Raw genomic sequence first — 21,151 nt, forward strand, 5'->3', positions numbered from 1 at the left:
TTATGACCCGGGACCCCACACCATCGGCCCCGGGACCTTGTAACCCCCCCCGGGGGGGGCCCCCGGCCCCGGGGGGGGGGGGGGCGGGCGGGGGGGGGGGGGCCCCCCCGCCCCCGCCCCCCCCGTCCGACGTCCGCTCGCGTCCTACTTGACCAGCGGGAACAGGATCGTCTCGCGGATGCCCAGGCCGGTGATCGCCATGAGCAGGCGGTCGACGCCCATGCCCATGCCGCCCGACGGCGGCATCGCGTGCTCGAGGGCACGCAGGAAGTCCTCGTCGACGCGCATCGCCTCGGGATCGCCGCCGGCGGCGAGCTTCGCCTGCTCGACGAAGCGCTCGCGCTGCACGACGGGGTCGACGAGCTCGGAGTACGCCGTCGCGAGCTCGAAGCCGCGGACGTACAGGTCCCACTTCTCGACGACGCCCGGGCGGCTGCGGTGCTCGCGGGTCAGCGGTGAGGTGTCGACCGGGAAGTTCATCACGAAGGTCGGCGCGTGCAGGTCGTCCCCGTGGAAGTGCTCCCACAGCTCCTCGACGTACTTGCCGTGCGTGGCGTGCGCGACCTCGACGCCCTCGGCCTCGGCGAGCGCCACCAGCTCGGACAGCGGGGTCTCCGGGGTGATCTCGCGCCCGGCGGCCTCGGACAGCGAGCCGTACATGTCCATGCGCGCCCAGTCGCCACCGAGGTCGTACTCGGAGCCGTCGGCGAGCGTGACGACGAGGGACCCGCCGGTCACGGCCTTCGCCGCGTTCTGCACGAGCTCCTGCGTCAGGTCGGCCATCTGCTCGTAGTTGCCGTACGCCTGGTACGCCTCGACCATCGCGAACTCGGGCGAGTGCGACGAGTCGGCACCCTCGTTCCGGAAGTTCCGGTTGATCTCGAAGACGCGGTCGATGCCACCCACCACGGCCCGCTTGAGGAAGAGCTCCGGCGCGATGCGCAGGTACAGCTCGGTGTCGAAGGCGTTCGAGTGCGTGACGAAGGGTCGAGCCGAGGCGCCGCCGTGCTGGGTCTGCAGCATCGGGGTCTCGACCTCGAGGTAGTCGTGTCCGGTGAACGTCCGTCGCAGCGAGGACATCACGGCAGCACGGGCGCGGACGGTCTCGCGGGCCTGGTCGCGGACGATCAGGTCGAGGTACCGCTGGCGGACCCGGGTCTCCTCGTTGAGCTCGTTGTGCAGGTTCGGCAGCGGCAGGATCGCCTTCGCCGCGATCGCCCACTCGTCGACCATGATGCTCAGCTCGCCACGACGCGAGGAGATCACCCGACCGTGCACGAAGACGTGGTCACCGAGGTCGACGAACTCCTTCCACCGGGCGAGGGACTCGTCCCCGACCTCGGCCAGGGAGACCATCGCCTGCACGCGGGCGCCGTCGCCGGACTGCAGCGTCGCGAAGCACAGCTTGCCGGTGTTGCGGGAGAACACGATGCGTCCGGCGAGCCCGACGACGTCCTGCGTCTCCTCGCCGGTCTCGAGGTGCGCGTACTGCTCGCGCACGGCCGGGATGGTCGTGGTGATCGGCAGCTCGGCCGGGTAGGCCTCGATGCCGGCGTCCAGGAGCTTCGCCCGCTTGTCGAGCCGCACCTGTCGCTGTTCGCTGGTCTCGGCGGCAGCGAGCTCCTCGGCGGAGGGGCCGTCGCCCGAGGGCTCGGTGGCGGATGCGGTCTCGTCGGTCATGCTGTGCGGCTCCGATGGGGTCGTGGGGATGCATCGATGGTACCGGCCGCACCGCTCCGGCCCGGAACCGCAGGGACGGCTACAGGGTCGCCTGGCCGTCGGCTGCGGCGAGCGCGTTGTCGACGGCGGAGCGCACGAGGGCGCCCAGCACGCGACCGGGGTGCTCGACGCCGATGCCGGAGAGCGTCCCGGCGGACTGGTCCACGATCGCGGTCGAGAACGACACGGCTGCACGCACGGCGTCGGCGTACGCGGGCCGGTCCTGCTCGGTCACGACGAACGGCTCCGCGCCCATCTCGACGACGAGCGCCTGGGCGATCGGCAGCACGGGCGCCGGGGCGGTCACCGCGCAGTAGGCGTCGCGGAGTCGCGCGAGGTCGACGCTCGTGCCCGTGAACGCCATCGCGGGGTGGATCGCGAGCGGGATCGCGCCGGCGGCCAGGGCGGGCCGCAGGACCTCGACGCCGTGGTCGGGGCTGGTGTGCACGACGAGCTGCCCGGGCTGCCAGATCCCGGCGTCCGCCAGGCCCTGCACGAGCCCGGCGAGCTGGTCGTCCGGCACGGCGAGCAGCACGAGCTCGCTCCGCTCGACCAGGTCGGGGGTCGCGAGGACGGGAGCACCGGGGAGCATCGCCTCGGCGCGGTCGCGGCCCGCGTCGGACACCGCCGTCACGCCGACGACGGCGTGCTCGGCGTTCGCCAGGGCCGCACCGAGCACGGGCCCGACCCTCCCCGCGCCGACGATGCCGACGCCGAGTCGTCCGGCCCTCACCGCACCGCTCCGGGCGGCGGCACGTCGGACCACCGGCCGGGAGGCGCTGCCCGCGTCCCCCCGTCGGCCCGCCACGTTCCCGTGGGAGCGGCGTCGGCGCCGGTCGCCACCACCTGTCCGTCCGGGGCGTGCGTGGCGGGGGCGCGGCGGGCCTCCCGGGCGCGCCAGCGGTGCGTGGTGTCGGCCGCGGCTGCCTCGACGGCGCGGTGCGCGCTCTCCGACCAGAGACGCTGGGCGTCGAGCGCGTCCAGCGCGCCGATCCGAGCGGACACCGGGCCGGCCACGGTGTGCACGTGTGCGGTGGCGAGCCGGAGCAGCCGCTCGAGCGGCCCCTGCTCCACCTTCACGCTCTGCACGCGCGGCAGCGGCACGATCACGAGCGAGCGCCAGACGGCCCCGAGCCGGAGCAGCACCGCGCCCTGCACGAAGCGGTAGCCGTTGCGGCGGAACGAGAGCGGACGGAGCCAGGCGCCGCGCCGCGGGGAGTGCACGAAGCCGCCGCGGTCCCCGGTGGTCGTGAGGCTGTCGTCGACCACGTTGACGGCCTCGGACGAGCCCTCGCGGAGTTCCTCGCGTGATGCCGCCGGCCCGGCCACCGCGGTGCCGACGAGCCCCGGCAGGATGATGTCGAGCACCTGGCGGACGTCCTCGGCGCGGCCGACCGGCAGCACGATCGACGAGACCTGCTGGTTGGTCGACGCCCCGTTGCCGGCGTTCGTCGCCCGGTTGATGCGGACGTCCCACCAGCCGAAGGGACGCCAGAGCAGCGGCTGCGCGACGCTCACGGCGTGGATGCGGCCCGGCGGGAGGGTCTCGTTCGAGGTCGAGACGAGCCCGAAGCCGATGCGGATGCCGTCACGGGTCTCCGCGATCGTGTACTGCAGCGATCGCGAGAACTTCCGGACGGTGTAGCCGCCGGCGCCGATGACCACGGGGAACAGACCGATCAGGATGCCGTACTCACCGGTGATCGCGATGCTGACGATCATCGCCACGATCACCACGACGAAGAAGACCGTCGTCCCCGAGAGCAGCATCGACGCGATGAGGCGGCCGGGGTGCACCTTCACGACCCGCGTCGCGTGCACGGCGGCCTGGTCGAGCTCGGGCGAGAACAGTTCGTCCACGCGGTCCTGCAGCACGCCGTTCGACGCCCGCACGTCGGTCCGTTCGTCGTCCTGGGCGCCCGAGGCGAGCACGAGGATGCGCTGCCGGAGGTCGTCGGCTGCCCGTGCCCCGAGGTACGCGAGCTGCACGTTGGCGTCGTTACCGGCCTGCGCGATCTCGAGCTTCGCCGTCCCGAGGATGCGCGGGACCACCGGCCGCGAGATGTTGATGCCCTGGATGCGGTCGAGCCGAGCCTTGCGGTGGCTGCGGAACAGCACGCCGGAGCGGACCTCGACCACGTCGCCGGTCACGCGGAACTCGTGCATCCGCCACGAGACGTAGAACAGTCCGATCAACACGACCAGGACCACCACCACCCCGAGCAGCACCCAGCCGACCGCCCCGTGCTCGTACACGTAGCGGACGGGGTCGCCGTCCTCCTGCGGAGCCGGGCCCGGGACGAAGAACTCGAGCAGCTGGTCACGCAGGTTGCTCAGCGTGTAGCCGAGCACGACGATGAGGAAGATGCCGCCCTTGAGCAGCGGTGTCAGCGGGTGCAGGCGGTGCCACTCGCCGTCGGTCAGCGGGGCCGCTGCGGCAGCGTTGCCCTGCCGGGGCGGCGCGGGCGGAGGCGGTCCGGGTCGGAACGTCACGGCGCCCCCTAGAGTCCGGCGCGGCGGGACTCGGCGAGCTCCACGAGCCGGTCGCGCAGTTCGTCGGCGTCGGTGGCGGGGATGCCCGGGATGCGGACGTTCGTCGCGGCGGCCGCGGTGACGAACTTCAGCTCGCTGAGCCCGAGGACCCGGTCGAGCGGGCCGCGGTTCACGTCGACCAGTTGCATGCGGCCGTACGGCACCGCGGTGAAGCGCTGCCACATCAGCCCGCGGCGCAGCACGAGGTCGTCGTCACGCAGGGCGTACCCGATGGCGCGGACCCGACGGGGCGTCAGGACGGCGGTGACCAGCGCGACGAGGGCGACCACGATGGCGACGCAGCTCCACACCGTGCCGGCTGCACCCCCGAAACCGCCGAAGAGCACCGCGAAGAGCACGCACCCGGCCGTCACGACCACCCCGACCACGATCGTGCTGACGAGTTCCGTCCAGACGAGCTTCGGCGACACCCGCGTCCACCTGGTCCCGGTCAGGCCGAGGCCCGGCTCGTCGAGTCGTTCGAGCGGCATCGCGGCCTCCTGCGGTCGTCGGTCAGTTCGCCGTCGTCCCACCCCGCGGCAGGTCGTCGTCGTCCTCCGGTGGCGGCGCCATGCACATGCGCTCGGCCACCAGGGCACACACCACGAGCACGAGACCGCCCCCGACCGCGACGGCGTTCGGCAGGACCGAGCCTAGCGGCGGCAGGGCGGAGCGGGTCAGGAGGTACAGCAGCAGCCCGGCCGCGAACGCCCCGAAGAGCGCACCTGCCAGGCTCGAGGCCTTGGCGAGGACGACCACGCGGGTGGCGTAGAGGGGGTCGACGGGGTGCTGCCGGCCGGCACCGTCGCGCGCGTGGCGGCGGACGGGTCGGGCCATCGCGACGACCGCGACGCCGATCAGCGCGAGGGTGATGCCGAGGGGGGTCGACAGCAGCAGCGTCGGTTCCTGCCGCGAGGCCAGGACGGCGTCGAGGGCGAACCCGGCGACGGCGGCGACGACCGCGACGCTGATCAGGGTGGAGGCGCGGGTCGGCTTCACGCGGCGGACTCCGCTCCGGCGGCGGGTGCGGTTGCGGCGTCGGGTGCGGCTGCGGCGTCGGGTGCGGCTGCGGCGTCGGGTGCGGCGGCGGGTGCGGCTGCGGCGTCGGGTTCGGTCCGGGTCGCTGGCGCCGGGTCGAACAGCCGCGGCTCGTCGACGCGCTCGGTGTCGTCGCCGACTGCGTCGAGCAGGTCCGCGACGCGCCCGACCCCGGGCAGGACGGCGTCCGGGTCGGCATCGAGCCAGGGGGCGAGCACGAACGCCCGCTCCCCCGCTCGTGGGTGCGGGACGGTGAGCGTGTCCGTGTCGATCCGCAGGTCGTCGACCGCGATCACGTCCAGGTCGAGCGTGCGGTCGCCCCAGCGGACCTCGCGGGTGCGCCCGTGGTCGTCCTCGATCCGGTGCAGGGCGTCGAGGAGCTCCTGCGGTGCCAGGTCGGTGTCGACGACGACCACACCGTTGCGGTACCGGGGCTTGGTGTCGTCGAGCCCGTCGAGCGTCAGGGCGACGGACTCCACCTCGTGGCTCGAGGTCACCGGGCGGATGCCCGGAGCCGCGGCGATCGCCTGCGCAGCGGCCCGCAGGGTGCTCCCGCGGTCGCCGAGGTTCGCGCCGAGGGCGACGACCGCCCGGCTCACTCTTCTTCCTCGGCGGACACCGAGCCGCCGCGGGTGCGGCGGATGGTGATCGAGACGTCGGTGAACGGCACCGTGATCGGCGCCTGGGGCTTGTGCACCGTGACCTCGACCGCGAGCGCCGCACGGTGGGTGAGCACCGCGGCGGCGATGCGCTCGGCGAGGGTCTCGATGAGGTCGACCGGCCCGCCCTCGATCTCGGCGACGACCTGCTCGGCGACGACCCCGTAGTGCACGGTGTCCGCCAGGTCGTCGGACCCGGACGACACCCGGGCGTCGACCTCGACCGCGACGTCGACGACGAAGTCCTGGCCGTCGGCGCGCTCGTGGTCGAACACGCCGTGGTTCCCCCGGGCACGGACCCCGGTCAGTCGGATGGTGTCCCTCACGATCGTGCTGCCCTCCAGGCATCCCAGACGTCGAGCACCGCACGGGTCGGTGCGGGGTCGTGCACGCGCACCCCCCACGCGCCGCGTTCGGCGGCGAGCAGGCTGATGGCGGCGGTGGCGAGGTCGCGGTCACGCGGGGGTGCACCGGCAGCGCTGCCGACCCCGTCGAGGAACCGCTTGCGGGAGGCGGCGACGAGCACCGGCAGCCCGATCGAGGCGAAGCGTTCGTAGCCGGCCAGGATCTCCCAGTTCTGCGCGCCCTGCTTGGCGAAGCCGAGGCCGGGGTCGATGACCACCTGCTCCTCGCGCACGCCCAGGACGATCAGCTCGGCGACCCGGAGCTCGACCTCGCGGCGGACCTCGTCCACGGCGTGGGCGTACACGGCGTTCCGGTGCATCCGGTCGCTGTGCCCGCGCCAGTGCATCACGACGAAGCCGGCCCCGGTGTCGCGGACGACTCGGGCCATGTCGTCGTCGGCGAGACCGCCCGACACGTCGTTCACGATCGCGGCCCCGGCCTCGACCGCACGCTCGGCCGTCGATGCGTTCATGGTGTCGACGCTCACCGCGATGCCCTCGGACACGAGCTGCCTGACGACCGGCAGGACGCGCTGCTGCTCGACCTCGACGGGCACCCGGTCGGCACCGGGTCGGGTGGACTCCCCGCCGACGTCGACCAGGTCGGCACCCGCCGCGACGAGGTCCCGGGCGTGGGTGACCGCCGCGTCGACCGCCAGGTGCAGACCACCGTCGCTGAACGAGTCCGGCGTGACGTTGAGGATGCCCATCACGCGGGTGCGGTCGTCGGATCCGCCAGCGGCACCGCTCGGGGTGCGGTCACGCCGACGACCGGTCACGATCTCCGGCACCGGAGCCGGTGCACGGAGGTCGATCGCGACGGTCGGCGGTTCCGCCGCGGCTGCGCGCGCCGCCTGGTCGGCGGCGCGCGCGTGGTCCGCCTCGGCGAGGCGACGCGAGCGTCTCGTCGGCAGGTCGGTCATGCCGGCCTACGCGGGGGCGATACCGGGGTTGCCGAACGGGCGGCGACGGGGCTTCGACGACGCCTCGGTGTCGCCCTGCTCCGCTGCGGTCGACGCGGCCTTGCCCGGGAACTCGATCGCGGGCAGGTTCGAAACCGGCCGACGGTCGCTCGAGAGCCACTGCGGGCGCTCCGGGAGCTTGCGGACGTCCTTGAAGATCTCGACGAGCTCCGGCGCGTCCAGCGTCTCCTTCTCGAGGAGCTCGCCGGCCAGGCGGTCGAGGATGTCGCGGTTGTCGTTGAGCACCTGGTAGGCCTCGTCGTGCGCGGCCTCGAGCAGGGCACGGGTCTCGGCGTCGACCGTCTCGGCGATGTTCTCCGAGTAGTCGCGACCGCTGCTGCCGCCCATCTCGCGACCGACGAACGGCTCGCTGGAACCCGAACCGAGCTTGACGGAACCCACCGCACGGCTCATGCCGTACTCGGTCACCATCTTGCGTGCGGTCGACGTGGCCTTCTCGATGTCGTTCGACGCTCCCGTGGTCGGGTCGTGGAACACGATCTCCTCGGCGACACGGCCACCCATGGCGTAGGTGAGCTGGTCGAGGAGCTCGTTGCGGGTCACGGAGTACTTGTCCTCGAGCGGGAGCACCATCGTGTAGCCGAGGGCACGACCGCGCGGCAGGATCGTGATCTTCGTGACCGGGTCGGTGTGGCGCATCGCGGCGGCAGCGAGGGCGTGGCCACCCTCGTGGTACGCCGTGATCAGCTTCTCCTGGTCGGACATGATGCGCGTGCGGCGCTGCGGACCGGCCATGACACGGTCGACGGCCTCGTCCAGCGCACGGTTGTCGATGAGCTGCGCGTTCGAGCGGGCGGTGAGCAGGGCGGCCTCGTTGAGGACGTTCGCCAGGTCGGCACCGGTGAACCCCGGCGTCTTGCGGGCGAGGAGCTCGAGGTCGACACTGGCGGCGAGCGGCTTGCCCTTCGCGTGCACCTCGAGGATCTGCTTGCGGCCGGCCAGGCTCGGGGCGTCGACACCGATCTGGCGGTCGAAGCGGCCCGGGCGCAGCAGCGCGGGGTCGAGCACGTCCGGACGGTTCGTCGCGGCGATCAGGATGACGTTCGTCTTGCCGTCGAAGCCGTCCATCTCGACGAGCAGCTGGTTCAGCGTCTGCTCGCGCTCGTCGTTGCCGCCACCGATGCCGGCGCCGCGGTGACGACCGACGGCGTCGATCTCGTCGATGAAGACGATGGCCGGCGAGTTCGCCTTCGCCTGCTCGAACAGGTCACGGACACGACTGGCCCCGACACCGACGAACATCTCGACGAAGTCCGAACCGGAGATCGAGTAGAACGGCACGCCGGCCTCGCCGGCGACGGCGCGTGCGAGCAGGGTCTTGCCGGTGCCGGGAGGGCCGTACAGCAGCACGCCCTTCGGGATCTTCGCGCCGACGGCCTGGAACTTCGCGGGCTCCTGCAGGAACTCCTTGATCTCGTGGAGCTCCTCGATCGCCTCGTCCGAACCGGCGACGTCGGCGAAGGAGACCTGCGGGTTCTCCTTGTTGTTCATCTTCGCCTTGGACTTGCCGAACTGCATGACCTTCGAGCCGCCGCCCTGGGCGCTCGAGAGCAGGAACCAGAACAGGGCACCGATGATCAGGAACGGCAGGATGATGCCGAGGAGCGACAGGAACCAGTTGCCCTGCTGCACGGTGTCGTTGTACCCGTCGGGCAGGTTGGCGTCGTTGACGGCCTTGATGACCTCTTCGCCACGCGGCGTGGAGTAGTAGAACTGCTCCTTCGCGTTGCCGTCCTTCAGCGTGAGGTCGACGCGCTGCTCGGTCGAGTTGACGACCACGGACGAGACCTTGCCGTCGGCGAGCTGCTCGAGACCCTTCTGGGTGTCGATCTGCTGCGTGCCGGACTGCGCGATGACGCTCCAGCCGATGAAGATGCCGACCAGCGCGATGAGCACGTAGAGGTACGGGCCGCGGAAGATGCGCTTGAAGTTCATGTGATCCGGGCGCGAGGGCCCGACACCTTTCTCTGCCGGAGTTGCGTGGAGGTCAGCATACGGCGGTGACTCTGTGGCGAGAATGGGTGTCCTCTGCGGGCGAACTCCACCCGTGCCCGGAGGGAGCCGTGCGGGCCGTCCGGCTCCCGGGACGGCCCGGTGGGCCTTCAGGAGTAGACGTGCGGCGCGAGCACGCCGATGCCCCGCAGGTTGCGGTAGCGCTCGTCGAAGTCCAGGCCGTAGCCGACGACGAAGGCGTCGGGGATCTCGAAGCCGGCGTACTTCACGTCGACCTCGACCTTGGCGGCCTCGGGCTTGCGGAGCAGCGCGACGATCTCGACGCTCGCGGCGCCGCGGGACTCGAGGTTCTGCTTGAGCCAGGACAGCGTCAGGCCGGAGTCGATGATGTCCTCGACGATGATGACGTCGCGGCCGTGCAGGTCGGTGTCGAGGTCCTTGAGGATCCGCACGACGCCGGACGACTTCGTGCCGGAGCCGTACGACGAGACCGCCATCCAGTCCATGCGGGCCTGCATCTTCAGGTGCCGCGAGAAGTCCGCCATGACCATGACGGCGCCCTTCAGCACGCCGACGAGCAGCGGGTCCTTGCCCGCGTAGTCACGGTCGACCACCGCGGCGAGATCGGCGAGCTTCTCGTCGATCTGCTCGGGGGTGAAGAGCACTTCGGACAGGTCTGCCTGGACGTCGGAGAGTTCCACCGGTCCAGGGTAACCGTCAGGACGGGGCGCTGAACGCCAGCCGGTCGCCGTCCCGGGCGGCACGGACACCCGGCAGGTCGATCGGTCCCTGCCCCCGCCAGTCGGTGACCAGTCGGCAGACCTCGAGGGTCTGCGTCCGCGACAGCGTCACCCCGAACTCCCCCTCGACGGCCAGCCGCACGAGTCGCTGCCGGAGTGCCGGCGGGTTCGCCTGCAGCTCGGGCACGGACAGCGAGATGCCCGCCTCGGAGTGCTCGGCGAGGTCCTCCGCCATCTCCTCGGCGAAGTGGTCGAGCGCCGCGGCGTCCTCGCGGAGCTGCTCGGCGGTGCGGGCGAGCGCCTCGGGCACCCCGGCGCCGAGCTCGCGCTCCAGCACGGGCATGAGTGCGGTCCGCACCCGCACGCGGGCGTACGCGGGGTCGTCGTTCTGCGGGTCGTCCCACGGCACGAGCCCGGCGGCGACGGTCGCCTGCCGCGTGGTGTGCCGACGGACGCCGAGGAGCGGACGGCCGTAGGCCGGTCCGGCGGTCCGCCGCACCAGCGGTGGCATGCCGGACAGCGCGTCCGGCCCGCTGCCGCGCAGCAGGCCGAGCAGCACCGTCTCCGCCTGGTCGTCGAGCGTGTGCCCGAACAGCACCAGGGGCGACCCCGTGGCGGCGGCGACCTGCGCGATCGCGGTGTGCCGTGCCTCCCGGGCGGCGCCCTCCGGACCACCGTCGGAGCCGACCGCGACCCGGCGGACCGTCACCGGGTCGAGACCCAGCGACGCAGCCGTCCGGGAGGCGCGGCTCGCCACCGCCTCGCTGCCCGCCTGCAGCGCGTGGTCGACGACGACCGCGCCGGCCCGGAGATCCTGCTTCGGCGCCTCGAACGCGGTGGCCGCGGCGAGCGCGAGCGAGTCCGCTCCGCCGCTCAGCGCGACGGTGACCAGGTCGCCGGGGTGCAGCAGTCCCTCGTCACGCGCCCGGGACAGCAGCGTGCGGACCGCCAGCCGGGTCGCGGCGACGGCCGGGTCCAACCGGGGACGCGGAGTGTTCACCCGGTAACGTTAGCCGCGCTTTCTTCCCGCACATGAGACCAGGAGCGCACCATGACCGCGTACGACGTCGTCGTCGAGATCCCCAAGGGCAGCCGCAACAAGTACGAGGTCGACCACGAGACCGGTCGCGTGTACCTCGACCGCGTGCTGTTCACCTCGTTCGTGTACCCGACCGACTACGGGTTCTTCGAGAAGACCCTGGCCGACGACGGCGACCCCGTGGACGCGCTGCTGCTGCTCGAGTTCCCGACGTTCCCGGGTGTCGGCGTGAAGGTCCGCCCGGTCGGCGTCTTCAAGATGAGCGACGAGGCCGGCAACGACGAGAAGGTCCTCGTCGTCCCCGCCAAGGACCCGCGCTGGGCACACATCCAGGACATCTCGGACGTGCCGGAGCAGACCAAGGCCGAGATCGCGCACTTCTTCGAGCGCTACAAGGACCTCGAGCCGAACAAGTGGGTCAAGGCCGAGGGCTGGGGCGACGCCGCCGAGGCCGAGCGCATCGTGCAGGCCGGCCAGGCCGCGTACGTACCCGCCGGTCACTGACGCCCGCACACACGACGACGGCGCCCGCGCTCCCCTCGGGGAGTGCGGGCGCCGTCGTCCGTGCGGGGTCGGGGTCCCGGTCGCGGGTTGCGGGTCGCTCGTTGCGGGTCGCTCGTTGCGGGTCGCTCGGGCTAGACCGAGCCGCTCGGGCGGCCGACGTACGGCAGGAGCTGGTTCGGCAGCCAGATGCCGCGCTCGACGACGCCGACACCGGGCCGGGCGGCCTCGACCATCGTGCCGTAGCTCGTGACGATGCTGTCGTGGTAGGCGCCGGAGACGCTGCCGTTCGACGAGTAGAAGAGGATGTCGCCGGGCTGCCGCTGCGACAGCGGGACGAGCCGCCCGACCGACTTGAAGTAGTTGTACTGCCAGACGACGTTGTGGCCGCCGGTCGCGATGCCCTGCGAGTTGTACGCCATCATCACGAGGCCGGAGCAGTCCCAGGTGTTCGGGCCCGCGCCGCCCAGCAGGTACGCCTTGCCGAGCTGGTTCCGCGCGTACGCGATGGCGCCGGCGGCCTTCGACGGGCTCGAGACCGGCTTGGGGGCAGGCGCCGGGGCGGGTGCGGGAGCCGGGGCCGGAGCAGGCGCGGGGGCCGGCGCGGGCGCAGGAGCAGGAGCAGGGCGTGACGGGGTCGTGTTCGGCTGCGTGGTGCTCGGGCGCGACGGGCTCGTGTTCGGCTGCGTCGTGCTGGGCTGGTTCGTGCTGGGCTGGCTCGTGTTCGGCTGGCTCGTGCTCGGGCGGGACGGCACGGACGGCGACGCGGGGTCGGTGCTGCCGGCGGACGCGGTGTCCCGGGAAGCGGCGGCGGTCCGGGCGGCGAGCTGCTGCTCGGCGCGTGCCGCCTGCTGCTCGTTCCAGTACGCCGTTTCGGTCGCCTTGCTCGTGCCCTTGAGGAACGCCAGCTGGTCGAGCACCTCGGACTGCTTGTCCTGCTGCTGCTGCACGCTGGCCCGGGCCGAGGCCGAGGCGTCGTTGGCCTCGTCGAGCGCCCGCTCGGACTTCGACGTCGCCGCGGCGAGGGCCTTCGTCGCCGCCGACTGCTGTGCGGCGATCGACTCGACGGTGTTCTGGTCGGTCTGCGCCTGGGCGAGCACCCGGGCCGACCGCTCGGAGAGGTGCGAGACCGTCCCCACGCGGTAGAGCAGGTCTTTCGCGTCCGAGGCATCGACGAGCATCGAGGTTGACAGGTCGCCGCCACCGGTGCGGGAGAGCTCCACGACGAGCCCCGCGACCTGGGCCGCCGACTCGTCCGCCCGCTGCTCGGCACGCTTCGCCTGTGCCGTCAGGTCGTCGAGGGACGCCTGTGCCTCCTGCTGCTGCGACACCGCCATCGCGTAGTCCTGCGCCGCCTGGAGCTCCGAGACCTCGGCGCTGTCCGCGGCGTCCTGCAGCGTCTGCAGTCGAGCGCTCAGCTCGTCCACGGTCGACTGGGCCTGAGCCGTGTCGGCCTTCGCCTGGCGCACGTCGTCCCAGCTCGGGGCGGACGGGGCTGCCTGCGCGGGACCGGCGACGACGACCGACAGGCCGATGCCGAGGACGGCGACGACCGCGGTGCAGCCGGACAGGGTGCGGGAGGAGGGCTTCATGTCTGGCTCAGGGCCTCTCGACGGCGCTGTTGCTCATACCGAGATCCCCCGCGCTGCCATGAAGGGGACCGGGTCGACGGCGGAACCGTTCACCCGGGTCTCGAAGTGGAGGTGGCACCCCGTCGACCAGCCGGTGGAGCCGATCTTCGCGATCTGCTGCCCGGCCTCGACGTGCTGCCCGACGGAGACGAGGATGCCGCCGTCGACGATGTGCCCGTAGGCGGTGGAGATGCCGCCGCCGTTGTCCAGCACGACCTCGTTGCCGTAACCGCCGCCGTTCGCGGCGAACGTCACCGTACCCGAGTGGGCGGCGTAGATCGGGGCGTAGCAGGCGGGCGCGAGGTCGACACCGGCGTGCAGTGCCCGGTTGTGCGTGTACGGGTCGACGCGGTAGCCGTAGGGGCTCGTCTGGTACCCGCCGGCGGGACGGACCCAGCCGGAGGAGTTCGGCGCACCGCCGCCCGTGCCGCCCTGGCTCGTCGCCCCGGCCTGCGCTGCTGCCTGCGCCGCCGCAGCTGCACGGGCGGCTTCCTGCGCCTTCGCCTCTGCGACGCCCCTGTCGTACGCCGCCTCGACGTCCTGCGCGTTGGTGGTCAGCAGGGTGAGCTGGGCCTCGAGCCGGGACTTGTTGTCCGCCTGCGCGTCGACGGCGGTCTGCGCGCGATCAGCGGCGTCCTGGGCGGCCTGCATCTTCGCCTGGGCCGCGTCGGCGAGGGCGCCGAGGGCCTCCTTGGCCTGCTCGGAGCGGTCGGCGAGGCCCTGCGCGACCCCGCGGTCCTGTGAGGCCTGCGAGTAGATGCCGTCGGCCTGCTCGGTGAGCTTCGACATCGCGCCGAGCTCGTAGAGCAGGTCGCCGGAGTCGGACGGGTGCGTGAGGATGTCGGTCGTCACGTCGTTCGCGCTGGCGCGACCGAGCTGCGCGGCGAGCTGCCCGGCCTGCTCCTCCGAGCGCTTCGCCGTGCGGTCTGCTTCGTCCGCCTGCTGCTGCAGCGTCTGCTGCTCGAGGGTCGCCGCGTCGTACTTCGTCTGCGCCGTCTGGTACGCCGCGCCGGCCGCCTCGGACTCCTGCTGCGCGGCCGATGCCTTCGCGGTCAGGTCCTGGAGGAGCGCCTTGATCTCGGTGACCTTTGCCTGCTGGGCGTCCTTCGATGCCTTCGCCTGCTCGACGTCCGACCAGCTGGGGTAGCTCGTGGCCGAGGCCGCGGCGACCGGGCCGACTACGGCGAGGGCCCCGGCGGAGAGCACGACGGCGACCGCGGCGGCGAGGACGCGGCGGCGGGAGCGGGGGATGCGGTGGGGTGCAGGCGACATGGTCTCGATCTCGTAACGGTGCGGCGAGGCTCGGACACGCCACACTGTCAACAGACGCAACAGTAACAACACGGGTCACGGCAGGGACACCCCCGAGCGAGGGTCCAGGCCGCCCATGATGGTCGCACCGGACCCCCGCCCGAGCAGCATCGGCAGGGCGCGACACGCCGGGGATGCACGCTCGGGGGCGTTCGATTTGTGCATCACGCGGACCGTCCGTATGCTTGACTCCCGGTAGCGCACGGCGCAGCTTGCGGCCCTATCGTTTAGTGGCCTAGGACACCGCCCTTTCACGGCGGCAGCACGGGTTCGAATCCCGTTGGGGTCACTCCACGTGAGTGAGCAAGCAGCAGTACGACACCGAACACAACACAATATGGCCCTGTAGCGCAGTTGGTTAGCGTGCCGCCCTGTCACGGCGGAGGTCGCGGGTTCAAGTCCCGTCAGGGTCGCCACGGCTGGATAGCTCAGTTGGTAGAGCGTTCGACTGAAAATCGAAAGGTCCACGGATCGATGCCGTGTCCAGCCACAGCAAGAAGCCCCCGGTGAAGCCGGGGGTTTTCTTGTTTCCGGGGTCGGATTCGATGCCGCTCCGGTGACGCTGTGCCGGTTCTGTGCCGGTTGCTCGTCGCCAGGCAACTCCCCCAGGGCTCCCGATCGAGCTACCGTCGGAGCATGGAAGCCGCACGAAGAGCACCCGATGCTGGAGCTCCGACGTTCGACTTCGATGCCGTCGACTTCGTCACCGCAGACCATCACTTCGGACATGCGCGGATCATCGGCCATGCGAAGCGCCCGTTCGGTGACGTCGAGGCAATGAATGCCTACCTCGTTGAGCGGTGGAACTCGATCGTCCCGCCGCAGGCCATCGTGCTGCACCTCGGCGATCTCCTCATGGCCTCGATGAACGACGTCGGTGATGCTCTTGCCCTCACCCGTCAGCTGCACGGCCGTCGGCTGCTCGTCCCGGGCAACCACGACTGGGTCTCGCGAGCGACGCAGACAAGGACTCGCATCCAATCAATGACGCCTCTGTACGAAGCCGCCGGCTGGACGGTGCTCCCCGAGGTGCTGAATGGGTCACGACACGGGCAACTGCTCCGTGCTTCGCACTATCCGTACGACGCTGTCCCGATCGACAAGCTCAAGAAGGTCCGCCCGGTGGACGACGGTGTTCCACTGCTTCACGGGCACACACACTCGACGGCGGTCTTCACGAATGACGACGGGATGATGCATGTGGGCGTCGACGCTTGGACGTTCGCACCGGTCCCGATGAGCGCGGTCGACACCTGGCTCCGAGAACGCGTCTGAGCGCGGCCGTGCGGATCACCTAGCTGCTCGAGACTGGATGACGGGGGTTCCACTTACGCTCACACCATGTCTTGGACTGAGAGCTATGGACTCATCTGCCAGGCGTGCTCGTTCGACAGCTCGGTCGTCTCGTTCACGCCGATTGAGAACGGTGGGGTCGTCTGTTCTTGTGGAGCAGCTTGGAGGGCGGATGGATCGCGACGCAGCGACTACACGCCCCCGGCATCCTTCGGGGACTACCCCGACCTGACATTGGCGGAGTGGGTGTCTCGCGGAGACGCCGGGACGCTCCCTACCGCCGCACGACGGGCCGATTGACACAGAGCCGCAGTACCCCTGGTCCCCCGCGCAGGAGGCCGCGAACCACTGTTCCCCTGTACCGACCGTCGCAATCGCCGAATCTGATGCAGCCTGGCGATCAGAGCGGTTAGCTACTGGTCCGGTGGACCGCGATCAAGGTCTCGAGAGCCAGGACAAGCACTTCACGGTCAGACTTGCTACCCGTGATTTGCCTCGCCTCATCGAGCAGCTCTCGCTCGATCGACACTCGGGCCATGGGCTAAGCCCCCTGCCAATGGGCCGACTCCGGATCGAGCCCGTCACGGAAGCGGTCGATCAACGCTGCGTCATCAAAATCTGCAACTGGCCGGTGCGCTCCCAACAGGAGAGTCTTAACATCGCGGTCCCTCTTCGCGTCATACCGGACCTCCCACATCGCTTCACGGAGGGCCACCCCGCCGACCTGCGGAGACATCCGCCCGCTGCGTACAAACGCAAAAGCGGGCTCTACAGCACGGAAGAAGAACCAAACCGTATGTAGCTTGGCCGCGAACCCAGGCGTGCGGACCAAGTTCTCTCGCTCTACTCGCCGCAGGAAGCCGTCCACCTCGACCACGTCATCCGGGAAGTCCCGCAGCGACTCCGCGAGGGTCATCTCACCGTTCACGGGCCCGTCCCTCCGAGAAACAGCTGGTCAAGTGCACCGGTTGCTCGCACTGCGGAGTCGGAACGTGCACGACTGTAGCGCTCCGTGACCTGCATCGAAGAGTGTCCCAGGATCGCCTGCACGTCGTTGGCCGCGCTCCCGGCATCGAACAGGAGCGTTGCGAGAGTGTGTCGGAGGTCGTGTATGCGCAGATCTGGTCGGTCCAGGGTGCGTCGAAGGTTCGCCCAGTCGACAGCCCGACGGACGTTCGACACCTGCAGGCGTCCCCCCTTGGGACCGGTGAACACGAGATCGTTGCGGCGTTTACCCTCGATCTGTTCGGTTATCGAGGGCAGGAGCGTCCCTGGCAGCGGAACCGTTCGCTCCTTGTGACTCTTGGGACTCTGTTCGATCAACTCGCCATTGCGTCCAGGGGAGAAGCTCCGCCGGACGTGGATCACTCGTCCCGCGAGATCGACATCGGACACCCGCAGAGCGCTAGCCTCCCCCGCCCGCATACCGGTGAACACGAGTGCCGAGAGATATGCACGGTATGGACCGTCCTCCACAGCGGCGAGAAGCGTCCGGACCTCATCAGACGACAGCGCTCTGGACCGAAAGCTCCGTGCCCCGTCTTCACGAGGTCGGCGAACGAGCCGTGCTGGGTTCCCATCGATCACACCGAACCTGAGGGCACCGTCGAGAAGCCTGCTGAGCATCGCAAGAGCGTCGTTGCGCGTCGAAGCCGATCCGCTCCACTGTCCGATTGCCTCATCGATATCGCCGGCAGAAATCGTCTCCAACTTGCGGTGCCCGAACCACGGCTGCACGCGGCGCCTCCAAGCAACGTCGTAACCACGAGCCGTAGCGGGACGGATACTCGATTCGATCGTCGGCCAGTAGCGCGAGTGCCAAGCGTCGAGGGTCATACCGCCGTCTGGCTTGATTCGAGTTCGAGCCTCACTCCGCACACGCTTCGCTTCGGCAAGCGACTCAACGAGGAAGCTCCGCTCTCGATCCTCGCCGTTCAGACCTGTAGCCCATACACGGACCTGGTACTTCCCGCGGTCAGCCCGGTACCTGATTCCTTCGGGGAGCGGCTTGCGAGTCCGCGGGTCCAGCCGCTCAGTGCGCTCGGTCACTGGTACCACCCGATTCGAGGAAGCCGACGATGGTCGAGGTCTTCCAGAGCATGTGTTTCCCCATGCGCGCGTCCGGGTACGGAACCCTGGACTGGCGGCGGAGGGCATCGAAGGTCGAGAGTGGGACACGGCAACGCGCAGCCGCCTCACGTCGCGTGAGGTAGACGTCCTCCTCGACGAGTGTCGTCTCTTCGTGAGCTTCCTGATCAGCGAACATCGCCGTCTCCTTTGTCTGGCCTCTTGGTGTTTCGCGAGTCTCTCCATTCCCTCGCCGCACGGGCAGCCTCGATCGCGAGAGCCTTGTCGCCCTGCGAGGTCCACCCCATCCCGGCGTAGGACCAATTCCCAACGACGAGCACGCTCTCGACTTCTCCCGCGTCAGGCTCACGCGCAGCCGCCGCGATGCGTTCAAGTCGCCACTGATGTCGTGCGTCCCGGAGAGAGCCGAGCGTTACCGAGTAGCGCCTGGACTTCGTCGAGAAGTGGCCACGAAAGCCGAGCATCCGCGACCAGCGTTCAAGAAGCACGTAGGGCGACTGCGGTTCTGCAGCGACGCCGATCTGCTCGGCGATATCGCGGAGCATGACGAGGTGTGGACGGGGCGAGGCCCCCGCATCCAGATCCTCCGTCGCCTTGGTCGCGTACTTGGCGATGTAGGCCGCGACGGCACGATCCGATAGCCGTCCATCGAGACCTTCGCTTCGGACGATCGGCTTCACGTCGATCTGCCGCCCCCAACGGAGCACGTGCGGTAGGCGTCCGGAGGGAAGGCTGGGCGGTTGATAGCGCACCGCACGGGCGGCCTGGCGGATCGCTTGCGTCAGGTGAGCGGTCGTCATGCGATCATCTGGCGCTGGGAAAGCATCATCGCTGTCGACACCGTCGAGTCGGACGATCGCGTGGAAGTGGACGGCGCCCCGCTTCTGGAACTCCGCCACTTTCGCGAACTGTGGTCGAACGAGGGTGGAAGCCTCTCGCTGACTCATGCCGAGGACTCTGGCGAGCTCCCTTCGAAGCTGGATGGTGAATCGCCTCCACAGCTCGGACGCGAAGTACTGCCACACCACGTGGCCCTCGTAGTCGTAGCAGTCTGGGCAGATCGCATCGCCGAGCTCGGGACCGCCTCCTCCGTGTCCGGTCCCGCATTCCGATCGACGACCGTGTCTGCAGGGTTTGACCCGGGCGCAGGCCGCGCCGTGTACGGCTCCGAACGAAGGAGCGGTCAGTGTGAGGAAGACCATTGGGTGGGCCGCGACTGAGTTCGGGACGCCCTTCATGCCACCGGCTGCGCCAGCCATGATCATGTGCCAGGTGTCGCCCTTGTACTCGTGGCTGCACGAGGCGCAGCGTTGTGCGCGGCGGTTGCCGCAGCGAGTGAAGAGGACGTGGTCCGGCTGGTCGGCAGAGGAGAACCCGGCGCGCTCCTCCCCGGTCTCAGATCCGAAGGTCGTGGATGCTCCGACCAGCCGAACCGGGTTCGTGCAGAAGCCCACCCGGGCGGCACCCCGCATCCAACGGTCGAACTCCGGACTACGGAGACGGCGCGCGACTGACTCAGCGAGGCCCATCAGACACCACCAGTTCGGGGACCGCGCATCCGATCGGGTACACGTACCCAGTCACGTCGTCTGTGCGCAACACTGGACGGCAAACGTCGACCGCGGCGTGCTCCTTGCGTCGTTGATTGATCCAGTCGGTGAGCTGCGCGTCGGTGCACGACTGGTTCGCGATGTGCCCGTACCGCTGGACGAGTGAACGGTCTGCAGGACCTGGCGCAACGTAGATTGCGTGCTCTGCACCGTTCGTCGTGTCCCACGGGATGCGCAAGTTGCACATCGACGGTTTTGCCTCGTCCGCGGCTGGAGCGTGTTCCGCTGCAGTGAGGTGGCCGAGGATCGCACCGCCGGCGACGAGCACCCCAGCGACGACGATGACCAGTGCAGATCGTGCGATGTTCTTCATGACTCCTCCTTCGATTGAGCAGCGCTCCGCGTCCGACGTCGCGGACGGGCGGGCTCTCGAGCACTTTGTGTCTCAGGTACGACCACCGGCTTGAAGCGCGGCGCTGCGAAGGCTCGTGCCGTGTGCGTGATCAGGGCATCGTCCGCGTATCCAGCCCGCACCCGCTGCGGCGTCGCGAGCTCGTCGGACAGGACGTAGGCGGTGCCGGGCGCGCCGATCGGGATCTCGTGGCAGAGCGCACCGGCAGCGACAGAGCCGTCGCCGAGCACCATCGACGTTTCGGTCCGGTCACGGAGACGAAGCCCGATCGTCTGGGTGAAGAGCCCCCGCGCGGGCAGCGTCTCCTTGCGTGGATCCTGCAGGCACGCGATCACCACGAAGCCGACAGCACGCCCTTGTGACGCCAGCGATGCGATGCTGGCGTTCGCCCGGCGCTGCAGATCCCGGTCTGATTCGTACGCCGTCAGAGCAGCGAGTTCGTCGATCAGGACGATCACGAGGGGAGCCTCGGTGGAAGCTTGGTGCTGCCGAGTCGTCCCGGCGAGGTCGCGAGCCCGTGCCTGCATCTGAGCGACGGCCTCCTCGAGCATGGTCACCGCGTGCACCGAGTCGTTCGCGAAGCGAGTCAGGAGAGGCTTACCCATCCCGAGCTCCATGCCGCCCTTGAGGTCGACGCCCCACACTTCGACCATCCCGGATCGGACTGCGCCGGCGAGCCCCAAGAGGAGCGCCCAGACGATCGACGCTTTGCCGCTTCCCGAGGCACCAGCAACCAGCGTGTGCGGGCCAAGTCGGAGCCTCCAATCGTCGCCCTCTTCAGTCCGGCCCATCGTGACCGCTCGTCCGTCCCACTCATCGCTTGGAGCAAGTACGAACGGTTCGGCAAGAGGGTCGGAGTAGTACAGGCGAAGTTCGAGCTGATCGATCCGCGTCCCGGACAAGGTGGCGCGACGCGCCCCGAATGCTGCCGCGATCCGGTCCAGGTGAGCTCCGACATCCCCGGACGTGAGACCGCTCGGGAGATACAGCGGCACAAGACACGCGTCTGCGTCCCAGCTCGGTGAACCGATACCGGCTGCGATACGCGATCCACTCGAACCATGCGCTTCAAGCCGGAGTGTCTGCGCAAGAGCTGGCCAGGCGGCCACGATGTGCCGGGAGATCGAGCGCTGCTGCGCTCGGTGGACGGCTTCGTCGATGTTGCCCCACACCCGCAGACGGCGAAGCACGAAGATCAGTGCCACGAAGCCGTTGAGCCACCAGACGAGTGGCAACCAGGTGGTCAAGAGATCCACGAGGGTGAGGATCATCAGTCCGATCAGCACCCACCGGAAGCG

The 21,151-nt window shown here is 70.0% G+C and carries 22 protein-coding genes and 3 tRNA genes; 5 read left to right on the forward strand and 20 right to left on the reverse strand.

Annotated elements, in window-relative coordinates; all coding sequences use genetic code 11:
• Positions 1–144 precede the first annotated feature (144 nt).
• From lysS to tilS, 11 genes are all read right to left on the reverse strand, one after another.
• Complete coding sequence (gene lysS, locus ABIC52_RS10950) at positions 145–1,680, reverse strand: lysine--tRNA ligase (protein WP_209675998.1); 1,536 nt, start codon at positions 1,678–1,680, stop codon at positions 145–147.
• A gap of 79 nt (positions 1,681–1,759) precedes the next feature.
• On the reverse strand, positions 1,760–2,452 hold the full coding sequence (locus ABIC52_RS10955) for a Rossmann-like and DUF2520 domain-containing protein (protein WP_354027316.1): 693 nt from the start codon (positions 2,450–2,452) through the stop codon (positions 1,760–1,762).
• Positions 2,449–4,212 (reverse strand): PH domain-containing protein, encoded by a 1,764-nt coding sequence (locus tag ABIC52_RS10960; RefSeq protein WP_354027317.1) that lies wholly within the window; start codon positions 4,210–4,212, stop codon positions 2,449–2,451. The genes ABIC52_RS10955 and ABIC52_RS10960 overlap by 4 nt, the downstream gene beginning before the upstream one ends.
• An 8-nt stretch (positions 4,213–4,220) precedes the next feature.
• Entirely contained in the window at positions 4,221–4,742 is a 522-nt protein-coding gene (locus ABIC52_RS10965; protein WP_209824324.1) for a PH domain-containing protein, read from the reverse strand.
• A 22-nt stretch (positions 4,743–4,764) separates the two neighbouring features.
• Positions 4,765–5,250 carry a DUF3180 domain-containing protein gene (locus ABIC52_RS10970; RefSeq protein ID WP_209675989.1) on the reverse strand — a complete coding sequence of 162 codons (486 nt, stop codon included), beginning with the start codon at positions 5,248–5,250 and terminating at the stop codon, positions 4,765–4,767.
• Positions 5,247–5,888, reverse strand: a complete 642-nt coding sequence (gene folK / locus ABIC52_RS10975; protein WP_354027318.1) for a 2-amino-4-hydroxy-6-hydroxymethyldihydropteridine diphosphokinase — start codon at positions 5,886–5,888, stop codon at positions 5,247–5,249. Before folK ends, ABIC52_RS10970 begins: the two co-directional genes overlap by 4 nt.
• Entirely contained in the window at positions 5,885–6,274 is a 390-nt protein-coding gene (gene folB / locus ABIC52_RS10980; RefSeq protein WP_202976577.1) for a dihydroneopterin aldolase, read from the reverse strand. The genes folK and folB overlap by 4 nt, the downstream gene beginning before the upstream one ends.
• Positions 6,271–7,275, reverse strand: coding sequence for a dihydropteroate synthase (gene folP, locus ABIC52_RS10985; RefSeq protein ID WP_354027319.1), 1,005 nt, complete (start codon positions 7,273–7,275; stop codon positions 6,271–6,273). The genes folB and folP overlap by 4 nt, the downstream gene beginning before the upstream one ends.
• Positions 7,276–7,281: 6 nt before the next feature.
• On the reverse strand, positions 7,282–9,270 hold the full coding sequence (gene ftsH, locus ABIC52_RS10990; protein ID WP_354027320.1) for an ATP-dependent zinc metalloprotease FtsH: 1,989 nt from the start codon (positions 9,268–9,270) through the stop codon (positions 7,282–7,284).
• 167 nt (positions 9,271–9,437) lie between these two features.
• Positions 9,438–9,989: a hypoxanthine phosphoribosyltransferase gene (gene hpt, locus ABIC52_RS10995; RefSeq protein WP_354027321.1), complete on the reverse strand. Its 552-nt coding sequence runs from the start codon at positions 9,987–9,989 to the stop codon at positions 9,438–9,440.
• Between the two features lie 16 nt (positions 9,990–10,005).
• Complete coding sequence (gene tilS / locus ABIC52_RS11000) at positions 10,006–11,028, reverse strand: tRNA lysidine(34) synthetase TilS (protein ID WP_354027322.1); 1,023 nt, start codon at positions 11,026–11,028, stop codon at positions 10,006–10,008.
• Between the two features lie 51 nt (positions 11,029–11,079).
• Between tilS and ABIC52_RS11005 the strand changes: the two genes are divergently transcribed.
• The gene (locus ABIC52_RS11005; protein ID WP_126891758.1) at positions 11,080–11,571 is read left to right on the forward strand and encodes an inorganic diphosphatase; all 492 of its coding nucleotides are present in this window, start codon (positions 11,080–11,082) and stop codon (positions 11,569–11,571) included.
• Positions 11,572–11,702: 131 nt separating this feature from the next.
• Here the strand turns inward: ABIC52_RS11005 and ABIC52_RS11010 are convergent, their stop codons facing one another.
• Positions 11,703–13,160, reverse strand: a complete 1,458-nt coding sequence (locus ABIC52_RS11010; protein ID WP_354027323.1) for a C40 family peptidase — start codon at positions 13,158–13,160, stop codon at positions 11,703–11,705.
• A 33-nt stretch (positions 13,161–13,193) separates the two neighbouring features.
• On the reverse strand, positions 13,194–14,471 hold the full coding sequence (locus ABIC52_RS11015; protein ID WP_354027324.1) for a M23 family metallopeptidase: 1,278 nt from the start codon (positions 14,469–14,471) through the stop codon (positions 13,194–13,196).
• A 255-nt stretch (positions 14,472–14,726) separates the two neighbouring features.
• Between ABIC52_RS11015 and ABIC52_RS11020 the strand changes: the two genes are divergently transcribed.
• From ABIC52_RS11020 to ABIC52_RS11035, 4 genes are all read left to right on the forward strand, one after another.
• Positions 14,727–14,799, forward strand: a tRNA-Glu gene (locus ABIC52_RS11020).
• A gap of 50 nt (positions 14,800–14,849) precedes the next feature.
• Positions 14,850–14,926 (forward strand) — tRNA-Asp (locus ABIC52_RS11025).
• A gap of 1 nt (position 14,927) precedes the next feature.
• Positions 14,928–15,000 (forward strand) — tRNA-Phe (locus ABIC52_RS11030).
• A 146-nt stretch (positions 15,001–15,146) separates the two neighbouring features.
• A complete protein-coding gene (locus ABIC52_RS11035; protein ID WP_354027325.1) occupies positions 15,147–15,785 on the forward strand; it encodes a hypothetical protein in 639 nt (212 codons plus the stop codon).
• A gap of 427 nt (positions 15,786–16,212) precedes the next feature.
• On the opposite strand, the gene ABIC52_RS11040 is transcribed toward ABIC52_RS11035, so the two are convergent.
• The 7 genes from ABIC52_RS11040 to ABIC52_RS11070 are packed head-to-tail and all read right to left on the reverse strand — an operon-like array spanning position 16,213 to position 21,139.
• A complete protein-coding gene (locus ABIC52_RS11040; RefSeq protein ID WP_354027326.1) occupies positions 16,213–16,341 on the reverse strand; it encodes a type II toxin-antitoxin system VapB family antitoxin in 129 nt (42 codons plus the stop codon).
• 3 nt (positions 16,342–16,344) lie between these two features.
• Positions 16,345–16,731: a hypothetical protein gene (locus tag ABIC52_RS11045; protein ID WP_354027327.1), complete on the reverse strand. Its 387-nt coding sequence runs from the start codon at positions 16,729–16,731 to the stop codon at positions 16,345–16,347.
• Positions 16,728–17,852, reverse strand: a complete 1,125-nt coding sequence (locus ABIC52_RS11050; protein WP_354027328.1) for a tyrosine-type recombinase/integrase — start codon at positions 17,850–17,852, stop codon at positions 16,728–16,730. The genes ABIC52_RS11045 and ABIC52_RS11050 overlap by 4 nt, the downstream gene beginning before the upstream one ends.
• Positions 17,836–18,069: a hypothetical protein gene (locus ABIC52_RS11055; RefSeq protein ID WP_354027329.1), complete on the reverse strand. Its 234-nt coding sequence runs from the start codon at positions 18,067–18,069 to the stop codon at positions 17,836–17,838. Before ABIC52_RS11055 ends, ABIC52_RS11050 begins: the two co-directional genes overlap by 17 nt.
• Positions 18,059–19,420 carry a replication initiator gene (locus ABIC52_RS11060; RefSeq protein ID WP_354027330.1) on the reverse strand — a complete coding sequence of 454 codons (1,362 nt, stop codon included), beginning with the start codon at positions 19,418–19,420 and terminating at the stop codon, positions 18,059–18,061. Before ABIC52_RS11060 ends, ABIC52_RS11055 begins: the two co-directional genes overlap by 11 nt.
• Entirely contained in the window at positions 19,407–19,814 is a 408-nt protein-coding gene (locus ABIC52_RS11065; RefSeq protein ID WP_354027331.1) for a hypothetical protein, read from the reverse strand. Before ABIC52_RS11065 ends, ABIC52_RS11060 begins: the two co-directional genes overlap by 14 nt.
• Positions 19,811–21,139, reverse strand: a complete 1,329-nt coding sequence (locus tag ABIC52_RS11070) for an FtsK/SpoIIIE domain-containing protein (RefSeq protein ID WP_354027332.1) — start codon at positions 21,137–21,139, stop codon at positions 19,811–19,813. Before ABIC52_RS11070 ends, ABIC52_RS11065 begins: the two co-directional genes overlap by 4 nt.
• Positions 21,140–21,151: the final 12 nt, after the last annotated feature.

Origin of the sequence: Curtobacterium oceanosedimentum, from assembly GCF_040545555.1 — a bacterium.
Lineage (GTDB): Bacteria > Actinomycetota > Actinomycetes > Actinomycetales > Microbacteriaceae > Curtobacterium.